This is a genomic window from Methylobacterium nonmethylotrophicum (assembly GCF_004745635.1).
In the GTDB taxonomy this organism is placed as follows: Bacteria; Pseudomonadota; Alphaproteobacteria; order Rhizobiales; family Beijerinckiaceae; genus Methylobacterium; species Methylobacterium nonmethylotrophicum.
The window spans coordinates 1-14,194 of the sequence record NZ_SRLB01000066.1 but is presented as its reverse complement, the minus strand read 5'-3'; the positions used below and the strand labels follow the sequence as shown (position 1 = coordinate 14,194).

Below are 14,194 nucleotides of genomic sequence, written 5' to 3'. Positions count from 1 at the left end.
GGCCGCCCAGCAGGATGTCGTTGCCCGGGCTGTTGAACACGATGTCGTCGCCCGCCCCCCCGGAGATCAGGTCGTCGTAGGCCGTGCCGTCGAGACGGTCCGCGCCGCCGGTGCCGGTGCGGGTGACGCCCCGGGCCAGCACGGTGTCGCTGCGGGAAGCGAGGTTCTGGATCCGGGTGTCGCCCGCCGGCGTGGTGTCGGGGGTGCCGTAGGGCGTGGAGGCGTAGAAGGCGCGCAGGTACTCGGCCATCGCGTCCTGCTCGGTGCCCTGGGCCGCGAAGGTCGCGGTGTTGGGCAGCGCGGAGCCCGGGGTTGCGGAGGCGAGCGCCACCTTGTTCTCGCCATAGGCCGGGAACGGGTAGTTGTCGCCGCCGAGGCCCGGCGCGCTCGACGTGCCGGTGGCCAGGAAGTCGAGGGTGACGGTGCGGATGCCGCGGCTCGGGTCGCCGACGAGCTGACCGTTCTGGACCAGGGTGTCGAGGATGCGGCCGTTCTCGTCGATGATCGCGGCGTTGAGGATGCGCTGGCCCTCGCGGGTGACGGTGCCGTTGGCGTCGAGGGTCTGTGCGGTCCTGGTGGCGTCGAAGGAGAAGGTCAGGCCGCCGATCTGCGGGAACTGGCCCGGCGTCGCGCCGGCGGCGGTCGCCGAGACCGCGTGCTCCAGGATCCGCTTCATCTCCAGGGCCGAGACGGTCGTGACGGCGAGCGCGTTGTTGAAGCGCAGCGAGTTGGTGACGTCGAGCTGCGAGATGTCGCCCGCCTGCTTGCCGGCGGAGGGGTTCGCCGCCGGCGGCAGCTCGGCGGTGCCGCCGCCCGCGGTCGAGAACGAGCCGATCGAGTCGCGGATGCCGCCGCCGTTCTTGATCGAGACCGCGACCGTCGGGTCGTACTGCTTGGCGTACCACAGGTTGGCGTCGGCGGAGAGGTCGCCGAGGTTGGTCTCCTCGGTGCGGACCTCGCCACGGCGCCCCTCGAGGTAGACGCTGGTGCGGCCCAGGATGTTGCCGTCCTGCTGGCGGATGATGTCGGCGACGCCGGCGGTCTCCTGCACGCCGTCGTTGTTGACGTCGAGGCCCTCGATCATCTCGCGGACGAGGAAGCCCTTGCTGCCCGGCATGAAGGCCGCCTGGGTCGAGCCCCAGAGCTGCGCCACGCTCGCATCGTCCACCGCGACCGCGCCCGAGTTCTGCGGCGTGACCGAGTCGCGGATGACGTTGCCCTGGTCGTCGAAGGTGACCGTCAGGCGGCCGACATAGGAGTACTCCGACGCCGTGTTGACCAGCGCCAGGGTCCGGCCCGAGGCGTTGGTGAAGAATTGCGGGTAGGCGCCGCCCGAGGCGTCGCCGGCGAGCAGCCGGTCGTTGGAGTCCGACAGCAGCGTGTGCGAGCCGCCTCCGATCAGCACGTCGACGTTGCGCAGCAGCGGCGCGAGCGCCTGCTCGTTCGAGAGCTGCTGCAGGTGGGTGCCGACGACGACCTTGTTGAGGCCGGGATTCGCCGCGAGCACCCGGTCCACCTCGGCGTTGATCTGCTGGGCGAGCAGCGGGATCTCGTCGCGGCCGGTGAAGCCGTCGACGGTGACGTTGCCCAGCGTGGTCAGAAGCGGCTCGACCTGGGTGGTGGCGCCGATGAAGGCGATCTTCTCGCCGTTCTCGGTGATGACCGTCGACTTGGCGATCTTGTCGGTGCCGGTGCCGGTCTGGGTCGAGGTCGGGCCGGTCTGGGCGAAGGTGGCGGCGTCGCCATCCGCATGGACGAGGCCCGACAGGGCCGATTCCCGCGAGAAGTTGAGGTTGGTCGAGAGGTAGGGGAACTGCGCCCCGACCCAGGTGTCGTCCGCCGGGCCTGCCGCCGTGCCGAGATTCGCGCCGATGATGTTGGCGACCTCGGTCGGCCCTGAATCGAACTCGTGGTTGCCGAACACCGCCGCCTGGACGCCGATGATGTTCTGGATCGTGATGTCGGCCCGGCCCGGCGAGGCGGTAAGCCGGTTGTAGGCGTTGGCGCCCGACAGCCCGTAGAACTGGTTGTAGATGCCGTTATAGGTCGCGTTCAGCTGCGGGTCGGCGCCCGCGATGAAGAACGGGCTCGGGATCCAGCCGTCGCCGGTCGACAGCGTGATCGAGTTCGGGGTCGCGTCCTCGAGCTTGTCGACGATCGCCGCGAAGTTGGCGGCGCGCTGGGTCGCCAGGAGGCCGGCCTCCCAGTCCGAGGCGTGCAGGATCTGGAGCGTGTAGGTCATCGGGGCAGCCTGCTGGGTGGTGAAGTCGAGCTGGTCCTGCGCGAGGCCCGCGAAGGCGTTGCCGGCCGCGTCGGTGATCGCGCTGCGGGGCAGGACGACGTCGTAGGCGGTGCCCGCCTTGAGGTCGGTCGTCGGGTTGATCGTCACGGTGTCGCCCGCGATGGCGACCTGTGCGGTATCCGTGACCGCGATGGTGCGGGTGTCGCCCGCCCCGTCGGTGATCGTGATCGACCCGGTGCCGGCCTTCACCGCCTCGCTGAAGCGCAGGGTGATGGTGGCGCCGGGCGCCACCCCGGTGGCGTTGTCGGCGGGCGTGGCCGAGATCAGGGTCGGCGCGGTCTGGTCGAGCTTGAGGCCGACGAGGACCGGATCGTGGTCGGATTCGCGCGCCGCGACCCGACCGTCGAAATACGAGGCGGGCCGGCCGAAATCGAGGTTGTAGTCGATCGCGTCTGCCTCGTCGGCGTTGACGTGCCACTCGGTCACCCCGGTCACCTGGCCGTTGAGGCTGCCATTGGCGAAGGCGTGGTCGAGGGCGCCGTAGGCCCCGTCGAAGACGTAGGAATACGGGTCGGCGAGGCGGTCCTCGGCGAGGTTGGTGAAGCCCCCGGCCTTGACCGTGTCGAGGGCGTCCTCCTTGAGGTAGGCGTTGAAGTCGCCGAGCAGGATCACGTCGGAATCCGGCGTGCCGGTCGGCTTCGTCGCCACCCACGCGGTCAGCGCCTTGGCGGCGAGTTCGCGCTGCTGCTGCCAGGCGCCCTGGCCGTCGCCCTGGTCGGCATCCGCCCCGGTGCCGCTGCCGCTCTTCGACTTCAGGTGGTTGATCACCGCCGTGAAGTCCTCGCCCGTCGCAGTTTCCCGGAACGTCACCGCCAGGGAGGCGCGGCTGGTGTTAACCCCGGTGAAGAGGTGGCCGATCGTGCTCTGCTGCAGCAAAGCGGGGTCGAGGCGCGCCACATCCGCGTCGTCGAGCTTCTCGATCGTGGTGTTGAGCGCGACGCTGACCTTCGCTGGCTTGTAGATGAAGCCGACCGCGATGGCGTCGCCGCCGAGGAACTGGCCGTTGTCGAGCTGGCTGCCCGGGTTCACGTAGGCGTAGGTGCCGGCGCCGGCCCGGGCGTTGAGCTGGCCGACGAGGTATTCCAGCGCGTTGCCCGGGTTGCCGAGCTGGAACTGGTTCTCGAGTTCGGTAAGGCCCAGGACATCGGCGCCGGTGCCGATCAGCGTCGTGACGAGCTTCTCGGTCTGGCGCGCCAGCTCCTCGCTGGTGTTGGCGCCCCGCGGCGCCTGGCCGATCGCGGTGAGCGAGGTCGACGAGGCGTTGAGGGTGGTGAAGTAGTTGAGGACGTTGAGGCTGCCGACCTTCAGCGTGCCGCCGACCGCGTCCGGCGTCGCGGGCCGCGGGTTGGCCTTGGCGAAGGTATTGTCGCCGTCGTTGATGGCGCGAACCCGGAAGGCGTTGGTCAGGCCGTAGCCGAGGGTCCCGGTCAGGCCCGTCACGGTGTCGCCCATCCGCGGCGCCGTGGCGGTCGAATAGGTCGGGCCGAAGCCGTCGAGGGTCTCGATCGGCAGGTTCTGGCTGTTGAGGCCGTCGTCGTAGGTGATCGAGCGCGCCGCGGTCTGCGCCAGGTAGGCGGCGTAGTCGGTCGCGCCCGGCTCGAACGCGTTGGTGAAGGTCTCGGGGCGCCCGCCCGCGGCGAGGCGGATCTCGTTGAAGCGGTCGAGGTTGAACTGCTCGGAGATGGACAGGGTCTGCGGGAAGCGGACCAGCATGCCCTCGTAGCGCTCGAGGTCGGGCTGGGCGGTGGTCCCGGTGCCCACGACCCCGGCGGCCGGCAGGGACACGTCGACCGCCTGTGCCTTGACCTCCGCCGCCGAGAGCGCGCCGGCCTGCACGACCTCGATGCCGGAGGCGGCGTTGACCGTGAGCTGCGTCTCGCCGTTGAACTCGGTGAGCGTGCCGGTGATTCGGACCCGGTCGCCCTCGGCGACGTCGACGAGGCGGTTGCCGGTGCCCTCGTAGACGAACAGCCCTTCCGAGGTCAGCGGATTGGCGTCCTGATCGGCCTTCTCCTCCTGCAGGTAGAAGCCGCCGAGGTTGCGCTTGGCGTCCGCGTCGCCGTTCTGGAAGTCGCCGACCACGATCGCCTCGACCGTCACGGTCTGGCCGACGAGCGGGCTGGCGCTGCCGGTGCCCTGCACCGCCGAGATCAGGGTGACGTCGTCGTTGAGGATGGTGCCGGTCGCGGTGGCGTTGCTGGCGCTCACGGCGGCCGTGATGCCGGCCTGGGTCGAGGCGGCGCTGCGCAAGGTCAGGCCGAAGGTCTCGTTCGGCTCCGGCGTCGCGTCGCCCTGCACGGTGACGGTGACCACCGCTGACGCCGCGCCCGCCGGGATCGTGCCCGTGACGGTGAGCGGCAGGCTCGGCGCGCCGCCGAAGTCGGCGGCATTCGCCGGGCTCGCGCCGGTGCCGGCGAGCTCGGCGGTGAAGGCCACCGCGCCGAGCGTGCCGTTGGTGCGCCGGACCGTGAAGCTGAAGGTCGTGGCGCCGCCGTTGCCCTCCGCCCGGCTGACGGTGAGCGAATCGGCCGCGAAGGAGATCTCCTGCGTCGTACCCTGGGGCAGGGCGGCGTAGAGCGTGGCGCCCCCGTTCGCCACCTCGTTCGCCGACACCACCAGGTTGGTGCCGGTCGGGTTGTGGTCGGCGGCGATGAAGGTCAGCACCTCCGGGCCGAGATCGGCGGCCGAGCCGGCCAGCGGCGGCATGGTGGAGACGTAGCTCGCGTTCGCCGGATCGGTCACGTCGTAGACCAGGATGCCGCTCTGGCGCTCGAGGCCGACGAAGGCGTAGATGCGGCCGTTGACCGTGCCGATCGTGATGCCCTCGGGCTCCGGCCCCTTGTTGTCGGAGCGGTCGTCGGGCGTGTCGGCGACGGTCTGGTCGTTGTTGAACCGGCCCGGCGCGATCTGGGCGAAGATTTTTTCGAATTCCCCGCCGGTCTCCCGCACCTTGGTGAGGGTGCCGTCCTGGTTCTGGCGGAAGATCGAGAGGCCGCGGCCGCCCAGCGTGTTGAGCTGGTCGATCACGCCGTCGCCGTCGGTGTCGCCGGTGCGCAGCAGCACGTTGAGGCGGGCATAGGCCGGGTCGGACTTGAGCGCCTGGAGCGCCGGGGTCAGCCGGCTGTTCGGCACCGCGCTGAGGCGCGCGACGTCGTTGCCGTCGTCGGCGCCGCCGATGACCCGCTGGTCGCCCTCGTTCGCCGTGACGAAATAGGTCGCGCCGCCCGCGGTGAACGACGCGATGGCATCGGGCTGGAGCAGGCCGTAGATCGGGGTGCCGGCCGGCGTCGCGGCGATCCGGATCGAGGCGGCGCCGTTCGGGCCGTCGCGGTCGGAAGCGTCGAACTCGTTGCCGGCGAGCGCGTGGTTGACCGCGCCCAGAGGCTGGATCGCGATCGGCGCCGTGCCGGGATTGGCGAGGTCGATCACCGCGACGCCGTTCACCTCCTGCAGGGTGACGTAGGCGAAGCGGTTGTCGGGCGAGATCGCGATGTATTCGGGCTCTATGTCGGCCGCGGCGGAGTTGCCGGGCGTGACCGCGAGGCCGCGGGCGCGCAAGGTCGCCTCGGCGCCGTTCAGCCCCTCGAACCCGACGGTTGCGACGACCGAGGCGTTCGCCGCCCCGCCCGACACGTCGATGATCGAGACGCCCCCGACCGGATTGCTGGCGGCGCTCGCCTGCTCGCCCTCGTTGGCGACGAGGAGGCGGCTGCCGTCGCGGGTGAACGTGAGCTGGTCGGGCCCGACCCCGACGGCGAGCGAGCGCAGGAGCGTGCCGTCGGCGTTGAACAGCGCGACGCGGCCGGCCGCGTCGCCGGTCGCGTTGGCATAGGCCACCGCCACGAGGCCGTTGAAGACTGCGACCGAGTTCACCGAGCCGTATTGCGCGAGGCCCGACAGCAGGATCTCGCCGGTCTTCGCGAGAGAGCCGGCGGCGTCGAGCGAGACGATCTCGATCCGGTTCTCGTTGGTGTTCTGGACGTAGAGCCGGCTCGTCGAGGAATCGTAGGCCACCACCTCGGCGTTCGGCGCCGCTTGCGTCGCCGTGTCGTTGGTGGTGGCGTAGGCGCCGAGGCGCACCAGCTGGAGCGCGTTCGTGGCGGTCGGCGCCGTGGTGCTGGTCGCGCCCGACAGGCCCTGGAGCGAGGGCGCGGCGTCGTAGACCGCGATCCCGTTGATGGCGTTCCCGGTGTCGTCGTTGACGATGGTGCCGGTCGCCGCGGCGGTCGCGAGCGTGGCGCCGCCGGTCGGGTTCGAGAGCGTGACCGCGAAGGTCTCGCTCGGCTCGACCGCGGCGTCGCCCGCGACCGCGACGGTCACCGTCTTGGTCGTCTCGCCGGCCGCGAACGACACCGTCCCGGTCGGGAAGGCGTTGCCGGCGAAATCCGCGGCGTTGGCGGCGTTCGGGCCCGTGCCGGAGACGGTGTAGGTGGCGCTCGTCGCCCCCGTCGTGCCGCCGCCGCGCGTCACCGTGAAGGTGAAGGGCGTCGAGGCGCCGGGCCCGCCCTCGGCCTTGCTGGCGTCGGCGGCGGCGATCGAGAGGGTGGTCGGCTGCACGCCCTGCGGCGTCAGCGTGAGGTCGTCGATCGCGAGCCCGTCATCGGAGCCCGTGACGTTGAAGTCGACCCAGCGGACCCAGAACGTCCCGCCATTGGCGATCGAGAGATTGCCGAGGGTCGCGCCGACGCTCGTCCGGTTGGCGGCCGCGTTGCCGTCGAGCGCGCCGGCCGTGCCGGAGGTGACCGGGCTCGCGAAGTCGAGGGAGTCGGCGTCGATCCAGGTTGCGGCGGCGTCGGACAGGCTCGTCGCGTTGAGGCTGTACTGGACGTCGAGCCGGTCGGCGAGGGTGTTGCGGTTGTTCGCCGTCCCGCCGAACCGCCACTGCTCGCCCTGGTAGCCGACCGCGAGACCGGTGATGGCCGCGCCGGTGGCGTTGGTGAACGAGGCGCCGAACACCGAGGAGAGGGAGCCGCTCAGCAGCGTCCCGAGGGCCCGGTCGGTCGAGCCGCTCGACCCGAAGCTGTAGGTATCGCCCGTGTTCGCCGAGCCGGTGCCGGCCGTGTAGGTCGCGTTGGCGGCGGTCCCCGCCTCGGCAAGGTCGAAGCCGACGGGCAGCATCGAGGACGTGCCCGTGTTCGCCAGCGCGTCGAAGGTCTGGGTGTAGGCAGCCCCGAGGGCGGTCAGGGAAATCGTTCCAGCCATGGCGTCGTTGTCCGTGATGTGCGCCCGCCGCGCGCCCAAGGGGCGTCGATGGCGGGCGCGCAGGGAAGGCGCCGCCTGCCGGAGCGAAGCGTCGAGGAAGAGCGGGAAATCAGGAGGGCGCGGAAGCGACGACAAGCCCGCCCGCGATCATGCGATGTGTCGGATCAGGCGGGCACGAGACTGCCTTATTACAGCTTGTTTCGGATTGTGTTCGCTCTGTATGGGCGTTCTGCGACACTCCTGTGAAGGCCGTCGCGGAGCTGTCGGGGCGGGTGGCCGGCCGTGTTTCTGGGCCGCGAAGTCTTTGCCGGCAAACGTGTTTCTCCCGGAAACACGGCCGCCAGTCCGAGCCGCCGCATGCCGCTGGACCCCGGCAGATCCGGCTCCGGCCGAACAGCATCGCGGGACCGGCGAGGACGTCGCGGAGCCGGTTCGCGCCCGCAAGAGGACGCCGGATGCTTCGGTCGCGGGTCCGGGCCGCGCGGCGCGGCGGCTGATTCTCTCGCGATGGCGACCAGGATCGATCGTCGGCGACGCGAAGACTGCTCCGCCGCTCGACCGACGGCAGGTCGGGCGGCCTGCCGGGGCGCCGCGCGGCGAGGTGGCGGATCGTCGCCGGTGCGGTTCGGCCGTGTCAGCCCGGCTCGCCCTCCGGCCAGGGGAAGCGGATGGTGCGGTCGCGCAGGCCCGCCAGCACCACTTCGACGCCGCCCGACTTGATCATCCATTCGAGGCGGTGGTCGCGGTACTCGCGCCGGCGCCCGCCCGTCGTGTAGAGGTCGGCGGCCTGCGCCATCCGGGCCGCCGCGCCGTCGAATTCCCGAAACGTCTCCGCCACGGAGGGACGCTCGCGCACCCGGGCGTGCCAGCGGGCGAGCGGGCTGCCCTCCGGCGGACCGAGCCCGTAATGCACCGAGCGGTTGAGCATCGGGGCGACGGCCGCGTCGGCCCAGCCGAACCGCGCGCCGCCGAACCACTCCGCCTCGCCGAGCCGCCCGGCGAGCCAGTCCTGCAGCACGCGGGTCTGCGCCGCCGCCCGGGCCCGCAGGCGGTCGGCCAGCGCCCCGGTGGCGCGGCGGAACCACAGGATCTCGCCGAACCCCCAGTTCACCGCCTCGTACTGGGTGTCGCAGACCTCCTCGGTCAGGCGCGCGAAGGCCCGGGCGGCGGGGCTGCGGGGCAGGAGCGGCGGCTCGGGCCAGCGTTCCTCGACGTATTCGAGGATCACGGTCGATTCGAACAACGTCACGTCGTCGTCGATCAGCACCGGCACCTCGGTGCGGGGATTGGCGGCCGCGAAGGCTCCGTCCTGCCGCCCGGTGCCGAAGGTCAACGGCAGCTCGGCGGTGAAGGGCACCCCCTTCTCGCGCAGGGCGATCTTGACCTTCTGGGCATAGGACGAGAGCGGGTGCTCGTAGAGCAGCATGGCGGTGTCTCCCCCGGGACCGTCGCTGTGGCTTACGGCATCCGCGGCCCTGGCGGAACGCGGGCGGGCGCGAGCGCGTCCGCGAGACCGGCGAGCCGCTCCCGCGCCGCCTGCGCGGCGTCGCGCTCGATGCCGCGGTAGCAGGCGATCAGGCGCTCCCCGAACGGCGTCACCGCCGCGCCGCCGCCGCTGCGGCCCCCGGCCCGGCCGGCGACGACCGGCTCGGCGAAGGCTCCGTTCAACTCGTCCACCAGGAGCCAGGCCCGGCGGTACGACATGCCGAGCGCCCGGCCGGCGGCCGAGATCGAGCCGTGCGCGGCGATCGCCTCGAGCAGGCGGATCTTCCCGGGGCCGACGCGGATGCCGGCATCGAGATCGAGGCGGATGGAGAGGGACGCCATGGGGCTCGCGGGTGTCGGGCGTAAGACCCGACCATGACGGGCGCCGGTCCGCCTGGGAAGCGCCGGAATTCCGGCGCCCGGGACTGGTCATCGCTATGCACGGCAGCATATAGCGCGACGACCTCATCGCAAGCTCGAGGATCACCGCCATGTGCCGCCCCGCCCGCGCCCTCTGGGCCGTCTGCCTCCTCGCTCTCGCGACCCCGGCACGCGCCGCCGAGCCGACGACGGTCTTCGCGGCGGCGAGCCTGAAGAACGCCCTCGACGATGTTGCGAAGGCCTTCACGGCCGAGAGCGGCCTCCCGGTGCGGGCGAGCTACGCCGCCTCCTCGGCGCTCGCCCGCCAGATCGAGCAGGGCGCGCCGGCCGACCTCTTCGCCTCGGCCGACCTCGAATGGATGGACTACCTCGCCGCCCGCAGGCTGATCCGGCCCGAGACCCGGGTGAACCTCCTCACCAACCGCCTGGTCGTGGTGGCGCCGAAGGCCGCCCAGCTCGGCGAGGCGGCGTTCACGCCGGACTGGTTTTCCCGGGCCCTCGGCCCCGACGGGCGGCTCGCCACCGGCGAGGTCAATTCGGTGCCGATCGGGAAATACGCCAAGGCGGCGTTCGAGGCGCTGGGCTTCTGGGCGCAGGTGCAGCCGCGGCTCGCCCAGGCCGACAACGTGCGGGCGGCCCTGGCGCTGGTCTCCCGCGGCGAGGCGCAGCTCGGCGTCGTCTACGAGAGCGACGCCCGGTCCGATCCGGGCCTGACGGTGGTGGGGGTGTTTCCCGCCGGCAGCCACCCGCCGGTGGTCTATCCCTTCGCCGTCACCGCGGAGGCGAAGGGCGAGGGCGGCGCCCGCTTCCTCGCCTATCTGAGGAGCAAGGCCGCCCGGCGCTTCTTCGAGGCGCAGGGCTTCACGGTGATCGGGGAGGGGGCGTCGCAGTAGGACCCGTCACGCCACCTGGAAGCCGAAGGCGAGGGGGTCGCGCTCGTCGACCAGGATCGTGTTGTGGCCGGTCACCCGGGCCCAGCCGCCGATGCTCGGGCGGATCGCCGGGCGCCCGCCGACCTCCGCCGCGCCCTCGACCCGGCCGTGGAAGAGGGTGCCGATGATGCTCTCGTGCACGAAGTCGTCGCCGATCCGCAGGCGGCCCCTGGCGACCCGCTGGGCCATGCGGGCGGAGGTGCCGGTGCCGCAGGGCGAGCGGTCGATGCCCTTGTCGCCGTAGAACACGGCATTGCGGGCATGCGCCTCGGGATGCGTCGGCCCGTCCGCCCACATGACGTGGCTCAGGCCCTGGATGCGGGGATCCTCCGGGTGAACCGGCGCCACCGCCCGCTGCACCGCCTCGCGCACGCGGGGGCTCAGCGTCAGGATGTCGGCGGCGGTCATGCCGGAAAGGCCCGGCCAGGCATCCTGCGGCTCGACGATGGCGTAGAAGTTCCCCCCATAGGCGACGTCGACCGTGAGGCCCCCGAGGCCCGGCACCTCGACCCGGACATCCGCCGCGTGCAGGTAGCTCGGGATGTTGTAGAGGCGGACCTCGTCGACGAAGCGGCCGTTGCGGCGGTACTCGACCTCGACCTTGCCGGCCGGGACCTCGAGGGCGAGGCGCCCCTCGGTGCGGGGCACGACGAAACCCTGCTCGAGCGCCACCGTCACGGTGCCGATCGTGCCGTGGCCGCACATCGGCAGGCAGCCCGAGACCTCGATGAACAGGACGCCGAGCTCGCAATCCTCCCGCGACGGCGGGTAGAGGATCGAGCCCGACATCGCGTCGTGGCCGCGCGGCTCGAACATGAGGGCCCGGCGCACCCAATCGTGCTCGGCCAGGAAGATCTGCCGCTTCTCGCCCATGCTCACGTTCGGCAGGACCGGCGCCCCGCCGGCGACCACCCGGACCGGGTTGCCGCAGGTATGGGCGTCGACGCAGAGGAAGGTGTGCGGGTGCATGGCGGGGTCGGCCTCCGGGGATCGCGGGCCCGGACAGCGTCCGGACCTTGCGGCCCGTTCGTCGCAGAAATCGGCGCATCGTCAAAGGGCGGCCCGAAAGAGCCGCCGCGATCGCGCCGCCCCATCGCGCGGCCCATGCGCACGAGGACGGCCCGCCTCCTCATCCCGGCGAGCGACGGGCCAGATGACGCAGAGGGAGAGGGCGGGCCGGATGGCAACCCGGCGCGTCCTGCCACGTTCTCGGCATCAAGGCGCGGCCCTTCGTCGGGCCTGCGCGGCCGCGGCCGTCGATGAGGAGGATGCCGGTGTTGGACAATATCGTTCAGGGTTTCACGCAGTTCCGCGAGCAGGTGTTTCCGAGCCAGCGCTCGGTCTATCAGCGCCTCGTCCATGACGGCCAGCAGCCGAAGGCCCTGGTGATTTCCTGCGCCGATTCGCGTGTCGTGCCCGAACTCATCACCCAGGCCGGCCCCGGGGAATTGTTCGTCACCCGCAACGTCGGCAACATCGTGCCGCCCTTCGCCACCATGCTGGGCGGCGTGACCGCGGCGGTCGAGTACGCGGTGCTGGCCCTCAAGGTGCGCGACATCGTGATCTGCGGCCACTCGGATTGCGGCGCCATGAAGGGCCTGCTCGCGCCCGATCTCGCCGACACGATGCCGAACGTCGCGGCCTGGCTGCGCCACGGCGAGGCGGCCCGCAAGATCGTCTGCGACGCCTATCCGGACGACATCGACGACAGGCGCCGCCTCCACGCCCTCGCCATGGAGAACGTGCTGGCGCAGCTCAACCACCTGCGCACCCACCCGGCTGTGGCGAGCGCGCTCGCCGCCGGCGAGCTCACCCTGCACGGCTGGTTCTTCGAGATCGAGACCGGCCACCTGCTGGTCTATGACGGCGAGGCCGGGCGCTTCGTGGTCCTGGCCGAGGAGGATGCGCTGCCGGTCGCCGAGGCCGCCGCGGCGCCGCGCCTCGCCGCCGTCGATGTCGGGGCGCCCGAGACCCGGGCGGCCGAGTAGGGCGGACCGCGACGGCGGGCGGATTGACAGGCGGGGTGTCGCGGGCGAGGACCACCGGCATGCTGGATGCCCGACGTGACACCTCCCGCGACGCCCTGTTTGCCTGGATCGCCGCCGGGGCGATCCTGACGACGATCCTCGTCGCCAATTTCGCGCCGGCCCGGGGCGTAGTGCCGGCTCATCAGCCGGCAGCCCTGTCGCCGGCGGAGGATCCCGCATGCCGCGAATGGACCGATTCGTGCCGGGTCTGCACCCGCGGGACCGACGGCGTCCACTGCTCGACGCCCGGATTCGCCTGCCAGCGCGAGGCCCTGCGCTGCACCCGGCGCTGAGGCGCGCCCGCTACCGGACCAGTGCGGCCGACCCGACCCCCTCGGCCAAGGCGTAGCGGTTCCGTCCCCGGTGCTTGGCCTGGTAGAGGGCCTGGTCCGCTTCCGCGAACAACGCATCCCGGCTGCGGGCGGCACCCGCCGGCTTCAGCGCGATGCCGACGCTGATGGTGACCACCCCGACGCCGTCCGACCGGCCGGGATGCACGATCCCGAGGCTCTCCACGGCGCGGACCAGGGCGGCGGCGAACCGGGCCGCCTCCAGCGTCCCGGCCTCCCGCAGGATGACGGTGAATTCCTCGCCGCCGAAGCGGGCGGCCAGCCCCTCGGCGCCGGCCACGGACGTCGCGAACAACCCCGCCACCGCGCGCAGGCAGGCGTCGCCCTCCGGATGCCCGAGCGTGTCGTTGAACAGCTTGAAGTGATCGAGGTCGATCATCAGCAGGGCGACCGGCCGCTCCTCGGAGAACCAACTCTCGGCGACCTCGTCGAGCCGCCGCCGGTTCGGCAGCCCGGTGAGGGCGTCGGTGTGCGACAGGCCCTGGTAGCGCCGACGCGCCGCGTCGGCCGCCTCCGAGGCGAGCTGGGCCGCCAGCGTCCGGAGGTACTCGCGGCAGCGCAGGGTCTCCATCCGGTAGTTGGCATAGAGGCTGAACGCGCAGCCGGTGGCGAATTGCAGCGGCAGGGCCATCCGCAGGGCCGGGTCGAGACCCGGCTTCGTGCCGGCGGCGAGCGCGGCGAACAGGAACGCCGCCGCCGTGAAGGCCAGGGCGTGCCGGAAGCGCAGCGCGAGCAGCAGGTTGCCGTACACGACGACCAGCACCGCTTCGCCGTAGGTATAGGTGCCGAGCGGGGCGGTGGTCAGCCAGAACAGCAGGATCGGGGCCGCCACGGCGCCGATCATCCCGCCCAGGACGAGGATCTCGCGGGTGGCGGGGGCGACCCGCGAAACCAGCCAGGCCACTCCCAGCGAGAGCGGCGTCACGACCAGAAGGCGCGCCGCGACGCTCAGGTCGAGGATGTCCGGCATCAGCGCGGCGCTGGTGAAGTTGTAGATGTTGTAGAAGATCAGACCGACCAGGATGAGCTGGCGCAACCCGGCGACCCGTTCCGGACCGTGCTCCGCCTCGTGCCGCGCTTCGACGCAGGGGTCGAAGCGGAGCAGCCAGTCCAGGCGATCGGTCATGCCCGGCTCCGTGCGGCCGGCAGCGACCAAGACCATCCTTCCGCTGCCCCTCCCCCCGCCTTCACGAGATCAGACTCTCGATCATAATATCTAAGGCTGCGTTAAGTGACCTGGGGGCTTGTGAAGGATTGCCTTCCTAGAAAGTGCCGAACATCTGTCCCGTCGTCGACGTTATGCGCTGACCGTCGCGACGATCCTCGCCGTCGTCGGGGACAGGCGCGGCGCCGCGGCCGGCTCACCTCGAAACCGCATCGCCGCCGCGCCCGCCGTTCGCCGTCCCGGCCCGCTCAGCGTCCTTCGCGGCCGTAGACATCCTCGATGCGGATGATGTCGTCCTCTCCGGTGTAGCTGCCGACCTGGACCTCGATCAGCTCGAGCGGGATCTTGCC

Annotated in this window: 9 protein-coding genes; 3 read left to right on the top strand and 6 right to left on the bottom strand. The window is 71.7% G+C overall.

Annotation, left to right across the window (positions count from 1 at the left end):
- The 3 genes from EU555_RS35230 to EU555_RS35220 all read right to left on the bottom strand — a co-directional run.
- A partial coding sequence (locus EU555_RS35230) for an ExeM/NucH family extracellular endonuclease (RefSeq protein ID WP_245524650.1) occupies positions 1-7,504 on the bottom strand: 7,504 nt, incomplete at its 3' end.
- A gap of 634 nt (positions 7,505-8,138) precedes the next feature.
- The gene (locus EU555_RS35225; protein ID WP_135419946.1) at positions 8,139-8,930 is read right to left on the bottom strand and encodes a glutathione S-transferase family protein; all 792 of its coding nucleotides are present in this window, start codon (positions 8,928-8,930) and stop codon (positions 8,139-8,141) included.
- A gap of 32 nt (positions 8,931-8,962) precedes the next feature.
- Positions 8,963-9,331, bottom strand: a complete 369-nt coding sequence (locus tag EU555_RS35220; protein WP_135419944.1) for a winged helix-turn-helix domain-containing protein — start codon at positions 9,329-9,331, stop codon at positions 8,963-8,965.
- A 149-nt stretch (positions 9,332-9,480) separates the two neighbouring features.
- Here EU555_RS35220 and modA point away from each other — a divergent pair, with 149 nt between their 5' ends.
- Positions 9,481-10,263, top strand: coding sequence for a molybdate ABC transporter substrate-binding protein (gene modA / locus EU555_RS35215; RefSeq protein WP_135419942.1), 783 nt, complete (start codon positions 9,481-9,483; stop codon positions 10,261-10,263).
- Between the two features lie 6 nt (positions 10,264-10,269).
- Here modA and EU555_RS35210 read toward each other — a convergent pair whose 3' ends face one another.
- Complete coding sequence (locus tag EU555_RS35210; RefSeq protein WP_135419940.1) at positions 10,270-11,271, bottom strand: 4-hydroxyproline epimerase; 1,002 nt, start codon at positions 11,269-11,271, stop codon at positions 10,270-10,272.
- 308 nt (positions 11,272-11,579) lie between these two features.
- Here EU555_RS35210 and EU555_RS35205 point away from each other — a divergent pair, with 308 nt between their 5' ends.
- Together EU555_RS35205 and EU555_RS35200 are read left to right on the top strand one after the other, a co-directional pair.
- Entirely contained in the window at positions 11,580-12,290 is a 711-nt protein-coding gene (locus EU555_RS35205; RefSeq protein WP_135419938.1) for a carbonic anhydrase, read from the top strand.
- 59 nt (positions 12,291-12,349) lie between these two features.
- Positions 12,350-12,622 (top strand): hypothetical protein, encoded by a 273-nt coding sequence (locus EU555_RS35200; protein ID WP_135419936.1) that lies wholly within the window; start codon positions 12,350-12,352, stop codon positions 12,620-12,622.
- A gap of 10 nt (positions 12,623-12,632) precedes the next feature.
- Here EU555_RS35200 and EU555_RS35195 read toward each other — a convergent pair whose 3' ends face one another.
- Both EU555_RS35195 and EU555_RS35190 read right to left on the bottom strand, forming a co-directional pair.
- Positions 12,633-13,805: a GGDEF domain-containing protein gene (locus EU555_RS35195; protein ID WP_167858767.1), complete on the bottom strand. Its 1,173-nt coding sequence runs from the start codon at positions 13,803-13,805 to the stop codon at positions 12,633-12,635.
- A gap of 287 nt (positions 13,806-14,092) precedes the next feature.
- Positions 14,093-14,194: hypothetical protein (locus EU555_RS35190; protein WP_135419932.1), on the bottom strand; the 102-nt coding region annotated here is incomplete at its 5' end.

What these genes read in the sequence shown, in the direction of transcription:
- EU555_RS35225 (WP_135419946.1), bottom strand. Translation starts at nt 8,930, where the DNA reads ATGCTGCTCTACGAGCACCCGCTCTCGTCCTATGCCCAGAAGGTCAAG.
- EU555_RS35220 (WP_135419944.1), bottom strand. Translation starts at nt 9,331, where the DNA reads ATGGCGTCCCTCTCCATCCGCCTCGATCTCGATGCCGGCATCCGCGTC.
- modA (WP_135419942.1), top strand. Translation starts at nt 9,481, where the DNA reads ATGTGCCGCCCCGCCCGCGCCCTCTGGGCCGTCTGCCTCCTCGCTCTC.
- EU555_RS35210 (WP_135419940.1), bottom strand. Translation starts at nt 11,271, where the DNA reads ATGCACCCGCACACCTTCCTCTGCGTCGACGCCCATACCTGCGGCAAC.
- EU555_RS35200 (WP_135419936.1), top strand. Translation starts at nt 12,350, where the DNA reads ATGCTGGATGCCCGACGTGACACCTCCCGCGACGCCCTGTTTGCCTGG.
- EU555_RS35195 (WP_167858767.1), bottom strand. Translation starts at nt 13,805, where the DNA reads ATGACCGATCGCCTGGACTGGCTGCTCCGCTTCGACCCCTGCGTCGAA.